The organism is Paraflavitalea sp. (assembly GCF_059502485.1).
Window position 1 is genome coordinate 3,319,448 of the sequence record NZ_JCACET010000008.1, and the last position, 21,322, is coordinate 3,340,769.

The following is a 21,322-nucleotide window of genomic DNA, read 5'->3' on the forward strand; positions in this document are numbered from 1 at the left end:
TTAAACGGGCTCTATAATACGTCATTAATCTGTGATTTAGAAATCTAAAGTGCTGGTATCCACAACAAATAATGGCCGGCGATAATACCAATGATGCGAAAAGACTTTTCTTCTATCGTAGATTTCCTATTGACATTGCAATTGTTGAAGAGTAGCTTTATAATCGTTGATACAATGTGATGGTTTTGATCGCACCCTTAGTCCAAAATGTCCAATGATCCTTGAAAAGAGCCCGTTTATAATCCGTACCCAAGAATCATGCATCGTATCAACGCTAAACATCCAGATCCGCGTCCAATGTCCAGTGAAAGACAGGTTAAGAACTCGTCCTGAAAATTTTATTAGCCCCCAACATGGGGGCTTTTTTTATTGTAATTTCAGCCCGGTTACCCTAAACTCCTACTGATCGTGAGACATCTTTTCTTTTTATTTATTGTGTTGGTTAGTTTTTCAAGTATGTTGACTGCTGTAAGCTGTAATAGTCCGGCAAAACATCCGGAGGCTACTGTTCCGGCTGATACTGCAGATCATGGTCCGGTGACAAAGCAGGTTGATAAGTCGGCTTACTATCTAACTCAAGATTCTTTAGTTATTCCAACGAAACTTGGCGATACCCTGGTTTATACCAAGGAGGAGTTTAATGCTATGGTTGATAAGCACCCGGAGTTGTACAGTGATTATGTAATGAATCCGGATCTTGTTTATAATGAAAATAGACCTGGCTTTAACAGCGAAGTGGGACAGGACTATTATTATGTTTTGTATGCTTATTTCCTGAAGCAGAAAAACGGGGTGGAAAAGTATGCTGAACGCAGGGATAAGCTTTTAGATATTTACTATAGGATCAATGAATTGTTTGGCGACTTTGAACATGGCGGTACTTATTTTGGGCATCAGGCAATGCGGATCGAGGGATATGCTGAATATTCCATTTACTTGTACAAGTACTCTGAAGATAACCTTTATAAGACATACGATATTACCCGGCAAAAAGCCTTGTATATTCAATCGCTACATCAGCTGGTAGAAGATGAAGATAGTATCGATACCGGAACGGCGGAACAGCATAAGGTGAAGCACAACAAGTATCTACATAAGCTTGTTGATGACATTGGTAAGGCTATCACCGATAATTTTTATTTACGGCGGGCCCAGGAATTTCATTATGGGCATTATGAGTATTACTGATTGTCTGGCCGCTTGGAGCGGCCTGACTGCAGGCTCTTGTCAATATATGCTAAGTGTTTCGCGTCGTAATTAAGGACTAACTACTTCAATAAGTTTCTTCCGGGTCAGTTTTATTTTGCTTTTACGTGGTATGATCGGGTCGAACCTTTTGGGGATCGAGAAGAGTACCACGATAAATAATACGGGCCAGAGGCCATATACAATGGTATCGCCCCAGATGCGTAGTGGTGTGTCTACCCGCGCCTTAGCCGCTTCGCCTGGTACATAACGTACAGGAACGGCGTCTCCTTCTTTGAATGGTAAATTGGTGGGTGCCTGAAAGCTAATGGAATCCTTGCCTGCCATGAAAAGGATAATAAGGTGTGAGCTAATCGACCCGTCGAGCTCGATGGTATGTCCTGTATACCACATCTTGCCGGTGGTGGTGGTGGTTTTGGATAGCCATACTAATTTCCAGATCACAAAGGGGCTAATACAAATGATCAGGAGCAGCAAAAAAAAGATATTGCGGCTGAGTGTCATGACTGGTTGTAGGTTGATGGCGTATAGGTCGGTCGATAGTTGGTCGAAATTAAAAAACAGGCGGGGTAGTTCCAAACAGGGGTTTGTTAATACCCCGCCAAAAAATACATTTATCTTTTTTTAAACTGTCGATTTCTTTCTCAATAAGTATATACGGTCTTCACTTTATAGGCTTCTTCGCCTGTGAGGAAGTTCTTGTAATACTTCACCAACTCCACGGGATAACCTTCTGCGTCATATCTGTATTCGAACTTGTAGGGCTCTGCTACGGGGAAACCGCCTGAATAGCTCTTTTGCTGGCCTATGAGGTTGTTGCGCGAGCTGTTTGACAGGTAGCGGTTGGGCATGTTCATGTGTGCATAAGGGTTGATGCTTTTGTCGTAGGTGTACGTGCCGCCTTCGCCGCCGTTGCGTGAGGTGCGTGCTGCATCCTGTACCTTATTGCCGCCTTTGAACTGCATGGTGTATTGCATGGAGTGGCCATTGTCAAAAAGGTAATCGATGGTGATCGTGTTGCCGCCGGTAGCATAGCCATGTTCCACTGCGGCGCCTGTTTCGCCGCCGGGCTGCACGTCGCGGATGTTGGTTACTTTGGTAGCCTGTGCATTGTATTCGAAGGCTGTGTAGCCTGTAGAGCCATTGCTGTTTGTGAAGTCGATGCGGGTAACGTTGTTGCCGGTGTGGGTGTAACGTTGTGTTTGGGTCAGCTGTAGCTCTGCGTGCTCGGGTAGTTTTTGATAATACGTGGCTACTGCCAGGCCTTTTGCATTGTAGGTGTACAATGTTTTGCCCTGGGGGCGATAAGCAGCTGATGCAAAAATAAAGCTCTCTTCTTTGCTCAGGCGCTTTGCGGCTTTAGCTCCACCCAGTGTGTATACTACATCTGTTTGCAGCTGATCTTTCGTGAGGTCCATCACATCTGTAATGCCCCATTGGCTCATGCTTAGCTGGTAGCGGTTGTGGCCTTTGGGCACAGGTACTTTCTGTGCGCCTGCCGGCAGCAGGGTATCTTTTTGATAAGCCGCTCCCTGTGCATCCCAGGAAAGGATGCGGAAGTTGGCAGGTATGCTGTCATACACGATGGAGCCGATCGTTATCACCGCCTGGAGCTGGATATCGATGGTTTCAACGGATGAGTTGCCCGGTGGTTTTGGAATAGGTTTGGGGTTCGGGTTGGGTTCGGCCGGGGGAATGCGGTCCTTCCGGCAGGCTGTGAGGCATAAGAGGCTCAGGCCCAGTGTGTACATTGTTTGTGTAATAACATTTTTCATGGCGCTTAAAATTTAATGCACCACGAAATTCAGGGCAGACGTACTTAACAAAATGTAAAAGGACACCGAACCGTCAGTTTTCCCGACCCAACTGAATGGATGGGTGTATGAAATTTTTTTTCAATTCTATGTTATTGAATACTGACGCCGGAAAAATAAAATGAGGGTTCCCGGAAATTAGGCTTACCTTCAAAAACATTCATTTGAGCCTCGCATCACAGTATTGTCATTAATCTGCCTTGTAGGTGCATTTTAGTCCCCTTACTTCTTGCCTTACTCAGATCTCACCTTTAAAAGTTATTACATGAAAATTTATGTGTCGAATTTGGACTTCAATGTCCGCGATGAAGACCTTATGGGCTTGTTTACGCCTTACGGTTCTGTAGCTTCTGCCGTTGTGATCAAAGACAGGGAAACCGGGCGGTCAAGGGGATTCGGGTTTGTGGATATGGAGGACGACAAGGCCGGTCAAGAAGCGATCGATAAGCTTAACGCCTCGACTCTCAACGGAAGACAGATACAGGTGACCGTAGCACGTCCCAAGCCGGAAGGTTCTTTTGGTAAAAATTCTTTCAAAGGCGATAATAATTTTAATCGCCGCAAATGGTAGAACGATATATAGTATGAATATAAAGATCTACAACCTGAGTCAAAATATCGACGACAGGGCACTTGAGCGGCTTTTCCGTCCATACGGTGTAGTCAATTCTGCGGTTGTGGACAGGAATTCATTAAACGGTCGTTCGAGGGGAAACGGTATCGTGGAAATGCCTGTAGACAGTCAGGCCATGCAAGCTATCGTCAGTCTGCATCAAACAACGGTTGATGGTAAACAGATATCCGTTAGTGAATGGACTGCCTAAATTAAAAAGGATAATACCGATTAATAAGCATACCTTTATTGTATTCGTTTGAGCTTCGCATCAGTAAACGTTATTAATCAGCTACTAAGCCGCATTTTTATTTCTTACTTCTTGCCTTTCTCAGATATCATTTTTTAAAGTTTATACATGAACATTTATGTTTCTAACCTGGCTTATAGTGTCCAGGACGAAGAGTTGAAGAATTTATTTACGCCGTATGGTGAAGTTTCCTCTGCAAAGGTTGTTAACGACCGGGAGACTGGCCGTTCCAAAGGGTTCGGTTTCGTGGAGATGGCAGATGACAATGCTGCACGTGAAGCAATCCAGCAGCTGGATCAATCAAGTATCGACGGCAGAGCGATCAAGGTTGCAGAAGCAAGACCCAAGACTGAAAAGTCATACAGCAAAAGCCCTTTTAAGAGCAATAACAGTTTTTCCGAACGTAAATGGTAACTAAGAGAAAGCCCGCGATCTACTGCGGGCTTTTTTGTGCCCTTACCTGAAAGAGGGAGATTTAAACAATTGAATCATATAATTCGCGAATAGTGCTATCAAATCGATAGCACTATTCGCATTTTTACAGGGCCTGTTACCGTTTCGGCAGCTTCGGTAGCAGGAACAATCGTTTTGTAGCTTTTAATAGCAATGCAAGTAAAGGAGGGATGGTCGCATCTCTCCTTTTTTATTGTTCAACCAATGATGCAATGCCGTAATTTGAGTGTCATGGTGGCCATTAGGGGGCGTTTTTACAGAATTCTCCAGTGGTGATTTATGGAATTTTACCTGCGTCCGTCTTCTTATAATTGTATTTAGTACACTTAATTGTTGTGTGTTCTGTTCAGCCTGAAGGAAATATTCAAATAGCGCGAGGGGTTGTTATAGTTCTTCCAGCAATAACAGCCTATATCTGCAAGCTGTCAATAGGCTCTCGATGTCATTCGTGCCGTTGTATCGCAAGCCATTGATGAAAAAGGTTGGTGTGGCGTTTACTCCACTGCGGATACCGCTTTCAAAATCGCTGATAACTTTCCTCGACATGCGGCGGTAGTCTTGTGTGTCGGTAAATAATTCTGTGTCTAAATCTATTTCCCTGGCAAAGTGCAGGAACGAAGTTCTCGATAGCCGGTACTGGTTTTCGAAGATCATATCATGCATGTACCAGAATTTTCCCTGCAGTCCCGCCATCTCACACGCTATGGCTGCTTCAAGGGCATGTGGATGTATCTGCGGCTGTGGATAATGCCTGAATGCATATTTCAAATGATCGCCCATTGCATCCTGCAGCTGCTTAATGGTGGCATAGGTATCGGCGCAATGCGGGCATTGCAGGTCGCCGTACTGCACAAGCTGAACGGGTGCAAACTGATCGCCCGCTATGTGATCGCGGGCAGGGGTAAGTGCTGGTCGGAGCATAGAGATTTTTTTTTGAATGAGCAATGCCGGTCTGATACCGTTTAATCATCGTATTCAAAGTTGCAATCTTTATGTTGGTGGAGCAATGGATAAATAATGGGAAATGTTGTCGGAATTACCTGTGTTGCTTATTGTTCCTGCATTTTAGCTTTTTCTCTTTGTTTATTTCCCCATGCGCTTAATTGTTTAAGAATGGGTGTTAGCTCTTGCGCTTGTTCGGTGAGTTCGTATTCTACGCGTGGAGGTACTTCGGCGTAGACGGTTCGTTTTACAAGGCCGTCCTGTTCCATGGTTTTTAATTGCAAGGTGAGCATGCGCTCGGTGATGTGGGGGAAGGCGCGTTTGAGATCGCTGAAGCGTAGTTTGCTACGTTCGAGTTGGTCGAGGAGCTGGAGTTTCCATCGTCCGCCGATCTTGTTGATGGCGTAGGTAAGATCGCATTCAATGAGTGTTTCTTCGTTGCGGCTATAGGTAGAGTTCTTCTTCCTGGTTGTCATGGCTTACATATTTGTATGTATCCCACAATTGGTTGTGGCGTAATCAACATCAGCTGGCGCCTGTTACTTTTACAGCAATATTTCCAACAGCCGGCTGAAGGATATTCTAACATTCTTCATTGTATAAAGTTGTCAAAAAATATGGAACTGCATCTGCAAGGTAAAACGGCGGTCGTAACAGGGGCCAGCCAGGGGATGGGCCGTGCTATTACCGCAGCACTGGCTAATGAAGGCGTGAGAGTATTCGCTACTGCACGAAATGAAACGCTGTTACGTGCGCTCAAGGATGAGGTTGTTGCTACGGGCGGGGTGGAGCCGCTGATCTTTGTTCAGGATATTATGGCGAAGGACGGACCGTCTAATATTGCTACTGCTGCTTTGGAACAACTGGGGCATGTGGATATTCTTATTAATAATGCGGGGCGGAGTCAGCCACTGGAGGTAATAGGTGATGAGCAGGGGTGGAGCGATTCGATGGGGCTTGATTTCGATCGTCCGCGGCAGCTTACCCAGCAGTTGTTACCACCTATGATGGAGCGCAGGGAGGGGGTGATCCTGAATATTGCCAGTACTTATGAGTTGCGATCGGTGAATGCTTCGGCAGTAGCCAAGGCATCGCTGATCGTGTGGTCTAAGCAACTGGCGGCGCAACTGGGGCCGTATGGTATCCGGGTGAACTGCCTGCAGCCGGGATTGATCGATACGGAGAATATCCGCCGGTTCTTTCCGGGGGAGGTGCGCCAGCAATTTGCACAGGCGGCCATTCCGTTGGGTGACTTTGGGGAGCCGGAAGACATCGCTGATATGGCTACTTTCCTTGTTTCGCCCCGCGCGCGATACATAACCGGCTCGGTAGCAGTGGTGGATGGGGGCATGCGGCATTATCCGTTTTGAGGGGAGGAAAACAACCTGATTGAGGGAGTTGACATTAGGCTGGAGTGAAGGCGAGATGAGCGTGATATAAGTTTGGTAGGGGACTTACCAAGGATTGATAAAGGATTGCCCAGGAATTGGGTCTCGATAAAGTCTCGATAAGGTCTCGAAAAGGTCTCGGTAAGGTCTCGATAAGGGTCAATCCGCGAGGACCGTTTTGCCGTAAGTATTAGTGAAGGATGTACGTGGGCCGGCTTTCAGTTCTTTAAATAGCTGGCTTACAATACGTGACCATAGCGAACCATCAGCTTCCTTACGCAAAAACTGGAAAATTGGCTTAGCGTACTGGTTACACGCCTGTAAGCGATTCTTGCTTTCAGCCAGGGCGGCAGGCATCACAAAAGGTGTTTTGGAGTTCTTACGGGCGCGGACATGAGGCTTATAACGCTTGCTGTCAACAAATGTAAGTCCCTCAACAGTTCCCTGGAGCTTAAAAATGGCAGAGATATTTTTGGCCATGAAAATTGGATTTAACTGATTATGAATAAGATCCTTCATACACCATTGGGTGTTCAGTGCCTGAAAAGCTTTGAATGTAATTTACAACATCCGCTGTCGGAAGTGCTTGCCGGCGGCTATGAAATTTCTGCAACGCGGGAGCAATCCGATCTGCATATACGGGCACTCTTGCACATGCATCCGGAAGTAAAGGATAAGATTCCCCGGGCAGGTTATCAACTGCGCTTTATGGTAGTGGTGCCGGATGCTGCGGCGGGAACGGCTCATAAAAGAGAGGCTTTGGGTTTACTGACTTCTTATGACGCCGACCTCAAGGCTGTTGAATTAACGATTGAATTGCCGCCGGTGGAGACCCCTTGTATGTTGATGATGGGCGTTGTGCCTCACGAAGAAGATGATGGTCCTATCCGGCTCATGAGTGATTCGGGGATGAAGGTTGTGTGGGTGGGGTAGTTAACTTGTGTATTTCTCATTTGTTTCAAATTGCGTATCTTTTAGTTAAGTCAATCTAATTGATAACAAATGATATGTTTGGAGAGTTAGACAAGTATTTATTGATCATGGTGGGGGCAGGAACGGCAATCCTAAATGAAATTGTAGAAAAGGAAAAAAAGCCAGAAATAGAAACTGCCCAACATAGATCTCGATTTCAAAAATGGGGATTCAAGCTAAAGCGCCTTTGCAGGAAGGATGTTGGTTTTGATAAGTATTATATTAACAGGGTGGGGTGTTTATCGAACATATTTAGACGATAAAAAGAATGAAATAGATCAGGCTATATTAATACAAAAAAGAGTAGAAGACTCAATTCGAGCACAACAAACTCTTAGTAATACAAAATTGAATTTGGAAAATGCTCAAGAGCTTTTGAAAATTCAGAGCAGAGTGTTGGATCGTGCAGACTCAATAAATGAAAGACTGAGTAAAGATATTAGATTGTCTATGGAAATAGATGATCATTTAAAGAGTAAGTATAGCTATTGCATGATCACATTAGAAAATGAATTTACTTCATTTGTTGCGAATTTTCGACGAGATTCTGTTTTTCCTTATATCATTCATCGAGGCAAGTATCCTTTGTTTGATGTTTCGGTTACTATCGTAGATCGATGGCAAAGACCATATCTATTTTTAACCCAAACTGTAAATACACATATCGATGGCGGTGACCAATATCTACGAGAAATAACTACATACAAAATGGACATCGGAGATGTCTCCTTGGAACAAAAAATATATCTACCTGGCATTCCTGTCCTTAAAGAACAAAATGAAATTATTTTATACGCAACAATCAAAACAAGATACAATACTTTTTATCAGAGAATTCGATGGATAGGCATAAGGAGCTGGAATCCTCCTCCGCAAAATGCAACTACAATAATTGATAAAAATGGCGCTCAGATTTATGAAAGCAGCAGCAAAGATTTCCCTAAAGAAAAAGATGGGAATATTAGTTATAGATTTAAGCTTCCGCCAAGCGCGCCATGACATTATTATAGATAATTTATTTAGCTATAGCTCTTATCCTGTTGTTCAGATAGGTAAAGGAGGCTATCGCCTATTTCGCAAACATAGATGATAGCCCCCCTTGTAGATGATAAGATAGCCTAATACTTGTATTTCTTCCGATGAGCGAATACCTGCTTGCTGATCTTGCCGAACTGGCGTTCATTCCGCTTTTTATCGGCGGCACTTGCCTGGTAGTGATACTGCTCGCGCAGCAGTTTTAAGTAGCTGCGGTAAACAGCCTGCGGCAGATTGCCATTGCCGACAGCTGCTATTACTGCACAGCCCGGCTCCTGCTGGTGGGAGCAATCTCTGAAGCGGCATTGATCTGCCAGTTCATCGATGAGCGGGTGAGACACTGTTGCGGCATCATCTTCCAGTGTCATGCCAAACTCGCGCATGCCCGGTGCGTCGATTACCAGGCTGCCGTTGGACAGCAACATCAGGTTGCGTGCGGTAGTCGTATGTTTTCCTTTGCTGTTGGAAGTGCTGGTAGCACCTTCCTGTTGCAACTGGTAGCCCAGCCATGCATTCAGTAAAGTGCTCTTACCCACTCCTGAAGAACCCAGCAGGATATACGTTTTGCCCGGCTGCAGGTAAGTGGCAGCCCATTGTTCCTGGCTGGCTTTATCGAGCGCGCTGGCCAGGTATACCGGACAGCCATAGCCCAATTCTTCCACAGCGCGCACAAACTCCTGTGGATCTGGTACGAGGTCGGCCTTGTTGAGCAGCACGATCGGTTGAATGCCGCATTGCTGTACTTGTTGGATGTAGCGTTGCAGGCGCATTGGGTTGAAGTCGCGGTCGACGCCCTGTACAATGAAGGCTGCATCGATGTTGACTGCCAATACCTGCCGCGCCGTAGCGGCACCCGGTGCTTTGCGGCTGAGTTCATTCATGCGTGGTAACACCTCCAGGATAATTCCTTCGGCATCATATCGCTTGAACAGCACCCAGTCGCCTACTTTCGGGTAGGCTTCGGGTTCGTTGTTGTTCATGAGGGCTCCGGACAACAGTGTGTCCAGTTTGCCTGTCTCTGTGATCAACACATATTTGAATGCCAGAATGGCCATTACCCTGCCGGCTTCGAGGTGTTGGTGATTGGAGTTTGTATACAGGTTGTTGAAATGGTCATTCCATCCGTACGATTGTAATATCGACATGGATAATAATATAACGTCATGTACTGAAGCGCATAATGGCTCAGTCATAACCGATTGAATAAATAGATTGGAAACCTTAGCGCAGGCGGACAGGGGGAGAGCATGGTGATAACGATGCTAAGCGTGGCCTGCGTTAGGCGGCAATGGTTGCCGGGAGTTGATATGACGGTGTGTGTGTCATCAGGTGCAAAGATAACACATTTTGTGATAGTGTGTGGCTTTATGTTTATGCCCGAATGTGGGGAGGTTAGATGCCTGAGCCTGGGAATTGAATAACATTATGGGAGAAGCGATTCGAGACTTGTGTGACAGGTGAAATAACCTCGTGCGGTAATAAATCTTGCCTGTTGCTTATTTCCCGGACTAAGTTCCCAATAGTTGTTGCTGGTGATGGAGAAATAGCCTAATAGTTGTTGTCCTGGTTTAAAGGCCGGCGTTTTATCAAGTATCAATGTCTGCGATTTGCTATTGACAACAATGGCGTTTGTAAGCGTGGAGTTCTCTGCTTCCTGATAGGGCGATCCATTAAATGCAGAGTCAAGATAATTAATCCGGAAATGGTTTTTAAATACTTTAATTGTCAGGTGGCGGCTCGCTATGGAATTGGAGGTATTCATGGTTATCAGGAGCGTGTCATTCGATGCTACGCAATCACAGGGTGTGAAATAGATGCCTGATTCAATAGCAGGCAATGTGTCTCCTGCTTTTCTGTAATCCATTTGTATCCTGCTTCTGTTGCTGCGGAAATTTCTTTTCCTCAGCGACTGATCAGCCTGGGAGGTATCGGTATACCGGATGAGTGAGTCGATCCTTTGATCGCGTACTTTGTAGGTGCTATCGAGGTGATGCTCGGCTGGTATGAGCGTTTGAAAGCTTTCGGCGTCAGGAATGTGACCTACCGTATATTCTTTGTCGTACCCGTTTTCTTTTTCGACTGCGGAGTGGCAGGCGGCAAAGGTGGTTAACAGTAGCAGGTATATAGAATGTCTTACTGGCATAGAGGACCGGGTTGAGATGACAATGATAAAGCTTTTTTGTGTGGGTGCAAATGGGGCTATGCAGCAGGTGTGGATGCTTTTTTGAATAATACTGCCAAAGTGATCGTTGTTCCCGGAAAAGTGATCGTCCAAAGCGAGCCGCCCCAGATCAGAAAGTGGTAATAATTCTGCAATGCCAGGGATGGGATGAGCAGGCCGTTGGCGATCATAAAAGCCCGAACTGTTTTTTCACGGTCCTTGTTGCTAAAGGCAAAGGCGGCAAAGAGGGTAGATAAACTCATGAAGCTATAGCCGAGAATATCTACGCTGTAGAGGAAGGAGTCGAATGGTTTGAATAGCAGGAATTGGACGCTGGCTGTTTCTCCTGCCAGCATATGCGGTACCACCAGTGTGAGCTGGATGAAGTAGTTCATGCAGATCAATACGGAGTAAATAGCTGCAAATACAATTCCCAGGTGGCTGAATAGCTTTCTTTCTTTTGGGACGTAATAATGTATGGCTGTCATCAATACGGGGAAGGCAATGCCCAATAGTAGCGACGGCAGCATGAGGATGATTAATCCTGCGGGCGTGCTGGCATTTTCCGGTCCGCCGCCTGAGTTGAAGATGTTCAGCCATTCGGCGAGTTGGCCGATGATGTAGAGGAGGCTGAATGTGGTTGCCAGGACTGCTGACCAGTAGCCGAGTTTGAGGGCGGGAGTGTTGGGGTGTGGTTGCATGAGAGAAAGGAGATTGTTGCTGGTGTGAAGATAGGAGATGACGGGAGGAGAATGGATGACTGGCGTTAGGTAGTGTTGTGATAGCGGTCAGTTGGAAGGCTTGCTTACGCCGACGGAAATGCTTAATATCGTGGTAACCCTATAAGTGCATGAACGATCAAATCAGCCTATAATGACTTTTGAAGAATATAAAAAGGATTTCGAGCGGTTTACCATAATTGATACTCCGGAAAAGCAGGTTCATTGTGAAAGGATGTATCAGCAGCATCTTTTATATCTGGAGGATCAAAATTATTTTGAGCCATTCGAGTATAGAATTGGTAATGATATTTCGAGTGTCTACGAACAGCGGCTGCGGGTTCTGTTGCCATTTGACGAAATACAGGAAAATCAAATCTCCTTTTTGCTTAGGCCTTCATTTACACCGGAAGGGTTACTGGTCATAGATATCTTGCCAGATAAATGTGTACTTACTTTTACAATATTGCTTGAAAGTTTCTGGAGTGTGTTATATGAAGATCAGGAGGCGACACAGGTTGAGCGGAAAATTTTAATTGATGAATTGCCTAAGCATATAGGGGATCAACTTGTTGCTATTGTGGATAGTGCAATTGCCTCTGCAAGAAGGCCTATATCTGCCTGGGCCGTATTGGATGGCGCAGTGTATGTGTTGACGCGGGTAGTGGGAGGCAAGCCTTTGAGTGTATGCAAACATTCTCCTGATGAGGATTCCAGAACTGGTAGGGTAATTAATGTATTTCTCCATCTGAGTAAAAATTTCATGGGGTTGGATGTAGAAAAGTTACAACATTTGGAGAAGCTAATTGCTGCATGCCATTAGGGTAATTGCGTCCGCACTGCCGACGCAATTACAAATGAGGTGTTTAATTACTTATCCTAAACCAATTCCAATCCACCCATCCCCCCGCAACCGCGGTTGCGTAATTAAACAACCCAAACCGGTACCCCATAAAATGATCGAGGGTGTATTTCATCTCCAGCACATCGCCAATCTTTATCCATTTTTCGCCATTCAGGCTGTAATAGAAATATCCTTTGTCTGTCCGGTTTCGGAAATCACATTCAGCTTTTAAATAGACATTATTCTGACTCAGCGGTATGCGTTCTATTTCCACCAGTTTACCTGAACCAGCATTTATCATCACAATGGACTTAAAGCCATTCTCCATCTTTACGCCTACCCAGCCATACTTGCCTTGCAATAGGATCAGACCGGCACAATCACCGTCTTTCATATTGGTTACATCCATCAATGTGCTGCCAACACTGGTAGGGCCAAACGTGCGCTGCGTCAGCATGTTTCGTACCAACATCAATGAAGTATCAACCCGGCTGGTAGTGAGGCGCAGATAGCCCGGTCTTGCTGTTACCGACCAATGTGCATTGTCAGGGTTGTGATTCCACTGCCAGACCAATGGGAGAGGAGCATCTTTCTTTTTGCGTGTGAACTCATCAGAAGCTACGATGCCTGGTATCAGGCTTTTGTTGGCAGGGAGGTTCAGTGTGTCGGATACCTTACCATCTACACCGATCACCGGCCAGCCGTCTTTCCATTGTATAGGTGCCCAATAGGGAATGCGGCCCACCGCACCGTAATCACGGAACAGGTAAGCGAACCATTCTCCCTTTGGTGTACTGATCATACCACCTTGTGCTACCCCCTTATCCTGTAAGCCTACGCGGCCTTCATAAGGGCCTGTGATCTTATCTGCACGATGTATAACCACTGTACGCATGCCACCACGGGGCCAGCAAATGTTGAACAGATAATATTTACCGTTCTCTTTGAAGAGTTGTGAGCCTTCTGATTGTAAACCGATGTTGGGGCCTGCGGGTGCGCTGGCATTTTCAATTAACACTTGTGGTGTAGTGCCTGCCTTGATCCCGGAAAGGTCAGCTTCCAGTTCGGCAATCATGATCTTGCCTGCACCATATAACATGTACACTTTGCCATCGTCATCGAAGAATAATGAATGATCGTGCATCATCGGCCTGAAAGAAGTCCTTTTCCAGGGGCCTTTTTCAATATTTTTTGTTGAGTAGATATATGTCTTGCCTGTGGTGCCAGCAAAAGTGGATACATAATACATCCCTTTGTGATAGCGGATGCAACTGGCCCAGGAACCACGGCCATAGGTGCTTTTGCCGTTGTTGAGATTCAAGGCGTCGACGTCTGCCAGGGTATCGTACACATAGTTCACGATCTGCCAGTTGACCAGGTCTTTCGATTTCATGATGGGCACACCCGGGCTCATGTGCATTGTGGTGCTGCTCATGTAATACGTGTTGCCCACACGGATCATCGAGAGGTCGGGCACGTCGGCATGTATGATAGGGTTGATGGCTTTTTGTGACCAGGCGGGTACGCAGGATGTGAAGATCGCAATCGTTAGTAATAAGTGTTTAATTGACATATAATCAAATGTACAAAATAGACAGTTGCCTGCAACTATCCAGGGAGGCTAAATTTGGCAATATAGTCTCAATGTATCAATAGGGAAAGCCTTTGGCTTCTTTGATATTAGCCGGTAAGACGTCAAGGCGGTAAGGCCGTCTGCGACGGCTTTCGACGAGCTCAGGTGACAGTAACGGATTACAAATTCAGGAACGAGAAAAAGCTGCGGTTGGCGGCTTGCAGGGCATTGCGCAAGGTGCGGAGGGCTTTGCGCATGTGTTGTTCTACTGTGTTCTCGGAAATATTCATTTGCAGGGCGATCTCTTTATTGGATAGCTCCTGCTCGCGGCGGAGGCGGAATACCTGCTGGCATTGGGGTGGCAGTTTTGATACTTCTTCGCGCAGGCGCTTTTCGAGTTCCCGGGTATCTACATACGAATCCACATCGTTTACGTTTACTGCAACGTGCAGTCGGGTTGCATAGGCTTTGTATTGTTCGCGTACCTGGTCGTGGCGATAATGATCGAGGATGCGGTTCTTCAGCATCGTGTAGAGATATGCTCTGAGTGAGTTGATATCGTGTGCGGTGGCTTTGTTGTGGAAGAATGCGACGAAGATGCCCTGCACCAATTCGCGTGCTGTATCGCGGTCGTTGGTCTTTTGCATGGCGATGGATAGCAGCTCGGTTACGTAGCGTGCGTATAGTACACCGAATGCATTTTCATCACCTTCCTGCCAAAGCAGGATCAGTTCCTGGTCGGTATGGTGCAGTTGAGTTTTGATGGCCTAATCGTTATAGCGGTGGAACAATATTAAGAATTTTTCTTAAAAAACAACCCCGGTTATCATAGTCGAGACAGAATCGCACATCCCTAAAATATTTTTTCCGAATCGATAACGGTGGATTGCTCATGCCCCGTCTTCAAATGGACGGCCAGCTATAAGAGGTTGGCTCCCGATCGCATCAAACACATGTGTATCAATGAATGAGGACCGGTTAAAATACCTGCTGGAGCGCTATCAGCTGAACGAATGCAGCCCTGAAGAACAGGAGGAGCTGGATGCGTGGTTTCATGCCTGGAACCCGGGTACTGCTGATATGCGCAACTGGTTGCAGGAGGCAGGCGGTGCTGAGGCGCTGACTGAAGAGCTGTATGCAGATTTCAGGGAGCGGGTGGCGCCACCGGCGAAACGGAAGGGTGGAGCTGTGTGGTACAAAGTGGCTGTTGCAGCAGCTGTGTTGATCGCCTTGCTCATCGTGTTTTATCAAAAGCAACAGGGTGGCGAGTTAGCGCAAACAGACAAGAACAAGCAGGCTACGCAGCCTGTGCATGATATCAAGCCCGGCAGCAACAAGGCTGTGCTAAAGCTGGCAGATGGTTCAGAGATCGTGCTCTCGGATTCAGGGAATGCACATATCGCCACACAAAATAATACTGAGATACAGCGTTTGCAGTCAGGAGGTATTGGTTATCAGGCCATGCAGGGCCTGACGGACGATCAGCCTCCTGTATACAATACGCTTACCACGCCGAGAGGCGCCAAGTTTACGCTTACATTGTCTGATGGTACCATGGTGACGCTCGATGCGGCGTCTTCCATTACTTACCCTGTTGTGTTTAAAGGTAAGGAGCGCCGGGTGCAGATCACCGGTCAGGCTTATTTCGATGTAGTGCACAATGCTTCGAGCCCATTCCATGTAGAAGCCAAAGGACAACTTATTGAAGACCTTGGTACTGCTTTCAATGTCAATGCTTATAATGATGATCCTTTTATCAAGATCACGCTGGTGGAAGGCCTGGTGGATGTAAGTAATGATATGGAAAAGGTATCGCTGGTGCCGGGGCAGCAGGCCATGATAAAGGATGGAGAAAGCAAGATGCGGGTGAAGGTTGTAAATGTTGAAGAGGTGGTGGCCTGGAAGAATGGCTGGTTCATTTTCAATCAGGAAAGTTTACAGAACATGATGAAACAGGCGGGGCGCTGGTACGATGCTGAGATCGTGATCGACCCTGCTATCGCGAATAAAAAACTCGGGGGTAACATCTCCCGGTATAAAGAGATATCCGAACTCCTCGAAAATCTAAAACTGACAGGAGGTATCGATTACAGGATTGAAGGAAGAAAGGTGACGCTGACGAAGAAATAAAAATCAAGTAAGCCATTAACCGGTAGAATACAATACTACTTCCCTGGCCAGGAAAAGCGGGATACCTATGCGATTACCAAAACAGCAATACACTAACTGCCAATAAAACAATTGTTGCCATGCGATTATTGACCCTGCAACTTGCGGCATTACTGCTCGTAAGTATTACAGTATGCGCGCAAAAGATCAGCCTGGAGAAAAGTAATATCCCCCTGGCGGAAGCCTTGAAGGATATCAGGCTGCAAAGCGGCTACAGCGTTCTTTATGATGAGGACCTCATCGGAAAAGCCCAGAAAGTCAGTCTGCGATTAAAAGATGCTTCGCTCGAAGAGGCGTTACAGCAATGTTTCAGTAACCAGCCTTTTACCTACGCTATCAACAAAACAACCATCGTTGTTACGCCGCGTAAAGCTCAACCTCCTTCCATCGTGCAGCAGATCACCGGTAAAGTTGTTGACGAAAAATCGTTGCCGTTGTTTGGCGTGACCGTTTCGTCGAAAGATGGCAATACTGTCACTACCACGCAAAAGGATGGTAGTTATGTGATCGCTTTGCCCGATGGCAGCACTGTGCTTGTATTCACTTATGTGGGTTACACTGCGCAGGAGGTGCCTATCAATAACCTCAAAGAGATCAACGTTACACTCAAAGCCAATGCTGCCGGACTGGAAGATGTGGTGGTCGTGGGTTACGGCCAGCAAAAGAAGGTGAGCCTCATCGGCGCCATCAGCACCGTGAAGGCGGAGGAGCTGAAGCAGCCTGTTGCCAATATGACCAACCTGGTAGCCGGCCGTATTGCCGGTGTGGTAGGTGTGCAGCGTAGCGGCCAACCTGGTTATGACAATGCCGATATCTATATACGTGGTATTTCCACTTTCACCAACAGCCGGCCACTGGTGCTGGTGGATGGAGTGGAGCGTGATTTCGGGAATGTTGACCCGGAAGATATTGCCAGCTTCAGCATTCTTAAGGATGCGTCGGCTACTGCCGTGTACGGCGTAAGGGGCGCCAACGGTGTCATCATCATTCAAACAAAGCAAGGTAAGTCGAGCAAGCCGCTGATCAATGCGCAATATGATCAGGGTATTACGCAGTTTACGCGCATACCCGAGTTTGCCGATGGCCCTACTTATATGCGGATGGCGAATGAAGCCAACAAAAACAGTAACCCCAACGATCCTTTGCCGAAATACACCGAAGAAAGGATACAGAAAACCATCACCGGGGAAGATCCTGATCTTTATCCGAATGTAGACTGGTTTGATGTATTGTTCAAGAAGCATGGACAAAACCGCCGTGCGCGGGTAAATGCCAGCGGTGGATCGGACAGGTCGCAATATTATTTATCGATTGGTTACTACGACGAGAATGGTTTGTATAAAACCGATGAACTGGCTAATTATAATTCGGCCATCAAGTTCACGCGTTACAACTTTACGGCGAATCTTGGCCTGAAGGTGACCAAATCCACCAAAGTAGATTTTGGTGCTTCGGGCTGGATCAGCAATGGTAACTTCCCCGGTAGCTCCGTGGGGGATATCTGGAATGCTGCTTATTTGTTGCCGCCCGTTCTCATTCCTCCGGTATATTCCAATGGGTTGTTTGCGCAAATACGCACGGGTGATATTTTCAATCCGTATAACCGTCTTACGCAAAGCGGATACGTTACGGAGTTCAGAAGCCAGCTGTGGAGTAATATCCGTGTGACGCAGGACCTTAGTACTATCACGAAGGGATTATCGGCCACGGCTATGTTCTCTTTCGATAACTATAACTCGCACACCATCAGCCGGACGAAATCGGTAGATGGCTGGCTGGCCAAAGGCCGTGATGCAAACGGCAAGTTGTTGCTCGATCAAACTTCTATTGGTACCAGCTTCCTCGGCTATAGTCGCAGTAATGGTGGTACGCGGCAGTATTATTCAGAAGCAGCTTTAAACTACAATAATAGTTTTGGTAAAAGCAATGTATCGGGTCTTCTCCTGTTCAATGCCTCCGACAGGCAGGATGCTTTCGCCGGTGACTTCATCAGCTCAATTCCTTACCGTTATCTCGGTGTGGCCGGTCGCGCTACTTATGGCTGGGACAGCAAGTATCTCGCAGAGGTCAACTTTGGTTACAACGGTTCAGAGACTTTTGCGCCTAAAAAGCGTTTCGGTTTCTTCCCTTCTTTTGGTGTTGGCTGGTTGTTGTCGGAAGAGAAATTCTTCGAACCGCTTACGAAGGTGTTGTCGTTTGCAAAACTCCGGTACTCTTATGGCCTTGTAGGTAACAGTAGTATTGGTGGCCGTCGTTTCGCTTACATTTCTACCGTAGGTGGTGGCAGTGGCGGTAGTTATTCTTATGGCCGCAATGGTACGGACCGCACTTTCAACAGCCTCGATATTGGCGACTATGCGGTTGATGTAACCTGGGAAAAAGCTACGAAACAAAACCTCGGTATAGAGTTGAAGACCTGGAACAATGCGCTCTCGCTCATCGTGGATGTGTTCCGCGAAGATCGTACGGCCATTTTCCGTCAACGTGGTGATGTGCCCAACTATGTGGGTGTGCTTGCTTTGCCCTGGGCCAACCTTGGTGAGATCCATAACAAGGGTATCGATGGTACGCTCGATCTCAACAAGCAGGTGGGCAGGGATTGGGTGCTTGCTATCAGGGGTAACTTTACCTGGACGCGCGCCAAGGTGATCGATGATGCGAATGCGCCCTGGCCTTATCCCTGGCAACAACGTATTGGCCGCAAGTTTGGGCAGCGTTTTGGTTACACTGATCTCGGCTTATTCAAAGATGACAAGGATGTGGCTAATAGTCCTTCACAACCCGGCACCAACAAAGCGGGTGATATCAAATACAAAGACCTTAATGGTGATGGCAAGATCGATACGTATGATCAGGGGCCTATTGGTTATGGCAGTTTCCCCGAGATCGTGTATGGTTTTGGACCTACCGTAACCTGGAAAGGCTTCTCTGTGGCTGGCTGGTTCAAAGGGATCAGCAATGTCGATATCTCACTCAACGGTGATGGCTTGCAACCTTTTAGTCAGGGTGGTGAACGCGGTAACCTGATGAAGCAGATCACCGATCGATGGACGCCTGATAATACGAATCCAAGGCCCTTGTATCCACGCCTTACTTATGGCAATGACAATATGAATTATGCCAACAGTACCTGGTGGGTGAAAAATGGTTCTTTCCTCCGTTTGCAAACTTTGCAGGTGAGTTATGACTTCGCGCGTTCTTCCTGGCTGAAGTATGTAGGTATGAGTAATCTCAGTGTCTACTTCATTGGCTATAACCTGTGGACGGCGAGCCAATTCGATATGTGGGATGTGGAGCTGGGTGATGGCAAAGGTGCGCAGTACCCACTCACCAAAACTTTCAACTTCGGTATCAAATGTTCATTCAAATAAGGCATTCCCAAAGACTACGCTATATGAAAAAATATAACCACATAGCATTGCTGGCCCTGTCGCTCCTGTTGCTGGCAGGCTGTAAGAAGTACCTGGACCAGGTGCCCAACGACCGTATCACGATCGAGCAGGTGTTTCAGAAAAAGGGACCTTCTGAGCAATACCTGGCCAACATCTATAATTACATACCTGATGAGAGTAACCAGTGGGAGGGCAATCCCTGGGGCGCCAATTCTGATGAACTGGATGCTACCTGGAGTAAATATCCTACCTACGAATTGAACATTGGCAACATGAGTGCGGGTAATGTGTTGTTTGACCGTTGGGGCACTTATTACCGGGGTATCCGTTCGGCTACTTATTTTATCAATCATATCGATAACAATGCCGAAATACTGGCGGTGGATGGACAACAGGTTATCGATCAATATAAGGCTGAGGCCCGTTTTCTCCGTGCCTTCTTTTATACGTTGCTGATGCGTCAGTATGGTCCGGTGGTGCTGGTAGGAGAAACAGAGATCGCTGCCGATGCTTCTGCTGAAGCTATGCAAATTCCCCGCAGTCCTTACGACAGCTGTGTGGAGTATGTGGTGAGTGAGCTTGATAAAGCGGCGTCTGTATTACCGCGTGTGCCTTCCAGCAACGGCCAGGAAAGTGATATTCAATATGGCCGTGCAACGGTGGGTATGGCGCTGGCTGTGAAGGCAAGGTTGCTGTTGTATGCTGCCAGTCCTTTGTATAATGGCAATACTGAAATGGCCAGCCTGAAAAACCAGGATGGAAAGCAGTTGATCAGCCAGACGTACGATCAGCAAAAATGGAAACGTGCTGCCGATGCTGCCAAAGCTGTCATCGATATGGGATTGTATTCACTGTATAAAGATGCGGGCAATGATCCTGTCAAATCATACCAGGGTGTGTTCATGCAGGCCTGGAACAGTGAGCAGATCTTCAACCGCAAGGGTAATGGCCTGGGGACCTGGGATGTGCATTGCATGCCCCGGCAGGCAGGTGGCTGGTGTGGTATGGGGGTGACGCAGGAGCAGGTGGATGCTTATTTCATGAGTGATGGCAAGACTATCGGCAGTTCTGCTTTGTATTCAGAGACGGGTTTTACTACTGTGAATGGCGTACCTGTCTTCAACATGTATATCAATCGTGAGCCGCGCTTTTATGCTTCCGTTACTTACAATAACAGTTTCTTCCAGGGTGGTACTATGACTGCTTCACGGGCTATCACTTTTTACGCCAGCAGCCCCAATGGTAAGAATGGTCATCCGACAGACTGGAGCAAGACGGGTTATCTCATCCGTAAGAATGTGGCGCCACAAACCAACGCGGGTAGTGGTGGTAATGGTCAGCAGTTCCAACGGCCGATCTGTCTGCTTCGTTTGGCAGAAGTATACCTCAATTATGCAGAGGCATTGAATGAATACAGTCCGGGCAACGCAGACATTGTGCAATACCTCAACCTGATCCGTACACGTGCAGGTATACCCACTTATGGATCGGCCAATTTACCTGTGCCGGGCAGTCAGGCCGAGATGCGCACTATGATCTGGCAGGAGCGGAGGATCGAGCTGGCTTTTGAAAGTCAGCGCTGGTTCGATATCAGGCGCTGGAAGATCGCTGCGCAGGTGATGGGGCCTATGCATGGCATGAACATCAATAAGGATGATAACTCTTTTTATACAAGGGTAGTGGCCAGCGATCATAAGTTCCGCACGCCTGCATCTTATTGGTTCCCGGTGAGCCAGTATGATATCGACCGATCGAAACTCGTGGTGCAAAACCCCGGATGGTAAACTCTAT

At 46.9% G+C, this 21,322-nt stretch carries 21 protein-coding genes; 11 read left to right on the forward strand and 10 right to left on the reverse strand.

All coding sequences use genetic code 11. The features are described 5' to 3' along the window. Window positions 1-408 precede the first annotated feature (408 nt). A complete protein-coding gene (locus AC5JBY_RS15640) occupies window positions 409-1,188 on the forward strand; it encodes a hypothetical protein (RefSeq protein WP_495905547.1) in 780 nt (259 codons plus the stop codon). A gap of 69 nt (window positions 1,189-1,257) precedes the next feature. Here the strand turns inward: AC5JBY_RS15640 and AC5JBY_RS15645 are convergent, their stop codons facing one another. Both AC5JBY_RS15645 and AC5JBY_RS15650 read right to left on the reverse strand, forming a co-directional pair. Continuing rightward, window positions 1,258-1,785, reverse strand: a complete 528-nt coding sequence (locus AC5JBY_RS15645; RefSeq protein WP_495905548.1) for a hypothetical protein — start codon at window positions 1,783-1,785, stop codon at window positions 1,258-1,260. A 65-nt stretch (window positions 1,786-1,850) separates the two neighbouring features. Continuing rightward, window positions 1,851-2,981, reverse strand: coding sequence for a hypothetical protein (locus AC5JBY_RS15650; RefSeq protein ID WP_495905549.1), 1,131 nt, complete (start codon window positions 2,979-2,981; stop codon window positions 1,851-1,853). 304 nt (window positions 2,982-3,285) lie between these two features. Here AC5JBY_RS15650 and rbp (AC5JBY_RS15655) point away from each other — a divergent pair, with 304 nt between their 5' ends. The 3 genes from rbp (AC5JBY_RS15655) to rbp (AC5JBY_RS15665) all read left to right on the forward strand — a co-directional run bounded on the left by rbp (AC5JBY_RS15655) (window position 3,286) and on the right by rbp (AC5JBY_RS15665) (window position 4,297). After that, window positions 3,286-3,591, forward strand: coding sequence for an RNA-binding regulator (gene rbp / locus AC5JBY_RS15655; RefSeq protein ID WP_495905550.1), 306 nt, complete (start codon window positions 3,286-3,288; stop codon window positions 3,589-3,591). Window positions 3,592-3,604: 13 nt separating this feature from the next. Further along, on the forward strand, window positions 3,605-3,844 hold the full coding sequence (locus tag AC5JBY_RS15660) for an RNA recognition motif domain-containing protein (protein WP_495905551.1): 240 nt from the start codon (window positions 3,605-3,607) through the stop codon (window positions 3,842-3,844). A gap of 147 nt (window positions 3,845-3,991) precedes the next feature. After that, on the forward strand, window positions 3,992-4,297 hold the full coding sequence (gene rbp, locus AC5JBY_RS15665; RefSeq protein ID WP_495905552.1) for an RNA-binding regulator: 306 nt from the start codon (window positions 3,992-3,994) through the stop codon (window positions 4,295-4,297). Between the two features lie 423 nt (window positions 4,298-4,720). Here rbp (AC5JBY_RS15665) and AC5JBY_RS15670 read toward each other — a convergent pair whose 3' ends face one another. Both AC5JBY_RS15670 and AC5JBY_RS15675 read right to left on the reverse strand, forming a co-directional pair. Then, window positions 4,721-5,257, reverse strand: coding sequence for a DsbA family protein (locus AC5JBY_RS15670; RefSeq protein ID WP_495905553.1), 537 nt, complete (start codon window positions 5,255-5,257; stop codon window positions 4,721-4,723). Window positions 5,258-5,385: 128 nt separating this feature from the next. Further along, on the reverse strand, window positions 5,386-5,754 hold the full coding sequence (locus AC5JBY_RS15675; RefSeq protein ID WP_495905554.1) for a winged helix-turn-helix transcriptional regulator: 369 nt from the start codon (window positions 5,752-5,754) through the stop codon (window positions 5,386-5,388). A gap of 141 nt (window positions 5,755-5,895) precedes the next feature. Here AC5JBY_RS15675 and AC5JBY_RS15680 point away from each other — a divergent pair, with 141 nt between their 5' ends. After that, window positions 5,896-6,648 (forward strand): SDR family NAD(P)-dependent oxidoreductase, encoded by a 753-nt coding sequence (locus AC5JBY_RS15680; RefSeq protein WP_495905555.1) that lies wholly within the window; start codon window positions 5,896-5,898, stop codon window positions 6,646-6,648. A gap of 177 nt (window positions 6,649-6,825) precedes the next feature. Here AC5JBY_RS15680 and AC5JBY_RS15685 read toward each other — a convergent pair whose 3' ends face one another. Continuing rightward, a complete protein-coding gene (locus AC5JBY_RS15685) occupies window positions 6,826-7,146 on the reverse strand; it encodes a hypothetical protein (protein WP_495905556.1) in 321 nt (106 codons plus the stop codon). 21 nt (window positions 7,147-7,167) lie between these two features. Between AC5JBY_RS15685 and AC5JBY_RS15690 the strand changes: the two genes are divergently transcribed. After that, complete coding sequence (locus AC5JBY_RS15690) at window positions 7,168-7,599, forward strand: hypothetical protein (protein ID WP_495905557.1); 432 nt, start codon at window positions 7,168-7,170, stop codon at window positions 7,597-7,599. A 237-nt stretch (window positions 7,600-7,836) separates the two neighbouring features. Next, the gene (locus AC5JBY_RS15695) at window positions 7,837-8,637 is read left to right on the forward strand and encodes a hypothetical protein (RefSeq protein WP_495905558.1); all 801 of its coding nucleotides are present in this window, start codon (window positions 7,837-7,839) and stop codon (window positions 8,635-8,637) included. A gap of 119 nt (window positions 8,638-8,756) precedes the next feature. Here the strand turns inward: AC5JBY_RS15695 and rsgA are convergent, their stop codons facing one another. The 3 genes from rsgA to AC5JBY_RS15710 form a co-directional block, all read right to left on the reverse strand. After that, window positions 8,757-9,818 carry a ribosome small subunit-dependent GTPase A gene (rsgA, locus tag AC5JBY_RS15700; protein ID WP_495905559.1) on the reverse strand — a complete coding sequence of 354 codons (1,062 nt, stop codon included), beginning with the start codon at window positions 9,816-9,818 and terminating at the stop codon, window positions 8,757-8,759. 278 nt (window positions 9,819-10,096) lie between these two features. Next, entirely contained in the window at window positions 10,097-10,816 is a 720-nt protein-coding gene (locus tag AC5JBY_RS15705; protein ID WP_495905560.1) for a hypothetical protein, read from the reverse strand. A 56-nt stretch (window positions 10,817-10,872) separates the two neighbouring features. Beyond that, on the reverse strand, window positions 10,873-11,535 hold the full coding sequence (locus AC5JBY_RS15710; RefSeq protein WP_495905561.1) for a hypothetical protein: 663 nt from the start codon (window positions 11,533-11,535) through the stop codon (window positions 10,873-10,875). A 172-nt stretch (window positions 11,536-11,707) separates the two neighbouring features. Between AC5JBY_RS15710 and AC5JBY_RS15715 the strand changes: the two genes are divergently transcribed. Next, window positions 11,708-12,376 carry a hypothetical protein gene (locus AC5JBY_RS15715; protein WP_495905562.1) on the forward strand — a complete coding sequence of 223 codons (669 nt, stop codon included), beginning with the start codon at window positions 11,708-11,710 and terminating at the stop codon, window positions 12,374-12,376. A 43-nt stretch (window positions 12,377-12,419) separates the two neighbouring features. Here AC5JBY_RS15715 and AC5JBY_RS15720 read toward each other — a convergent pair whose 3' ends face one another. Both AC5JBY_RS15720 and AC5JBY_RS15725 read right to left on the reverse strand, forming a co-directional pair. Further along, entirely contained in the window at window positions 12,420-13,970 is a 1,551-nt protein-coding gene (locus AC5JBY_RS15720; protein ID WP_495905563.1) for a glycoside hydrolase family 43 protein, read from the reverse strand. A gap of 179 nt (window positions 13,971-14,149) precedes the next feature. Further along, window positions 14,150-14,734, reverse strand: a complete 585-nt coding sequence (locus AC5JBY_RS15725; RefSeq protein WP_495905591.1) for an RNA polymerase sigma-70 factor — start codon at window positions 14,732-14,734, stop codon at window positions 14,150-14,152. A gap of 199 nt (window positions 14,735-14,933) precedes the next feature. On the opposite strand from AC5JBY_RS15725, the gene AC5JBY_RS15730 reads away from it, so the two are divergent. From AC5JBY_RS15730 to AC5JBY_RS15740, 3 genes are all read left to right on the forward strand, one after another. Beyond that, window positions 14,934-16,100: a FecR family protein gene (locus tag AC5JBY_RS15730; RefSeq protein ID WP_495905564.1), complete on the forward strand. Its 1,167-nt coding sequence runs from the start codon at window positions 14,934-14,936 to the stop codon at window positions 16,098-16,100. Between the two features lie 119 nt (window positions 16,101-16,219). Continuing rightward, window positions 16,220-19,510: a TonB-dependent receptor gene (locus AC5JBY_RS15735; RefSeq protein WP_495905565.1), complete on the forward strand. Its 3,291-nt coding sequence runs from the start codon at window positions 16,220-16,222 to the stop codon at window positions 19,508-19,510. A 23-nt stretch (window positions 19,511-19,533) separates the two neighbouring features. Next, the gene (locus AC5JBY_RS15740; protein ID WP_495905566.1) at window positions 19,534-21,315 is read left to right on the forward strand and encodes a RagB/SusD family nutrient uptake outer membrane protein; all 1,782 of its coding nucleotides are present in this window, start codon (window positions 19,534-19,536) and stop codon (window positions 21,313-21,315) included. Window positions 21,316-21,322 lie beyond the last annotated feature (7 nt).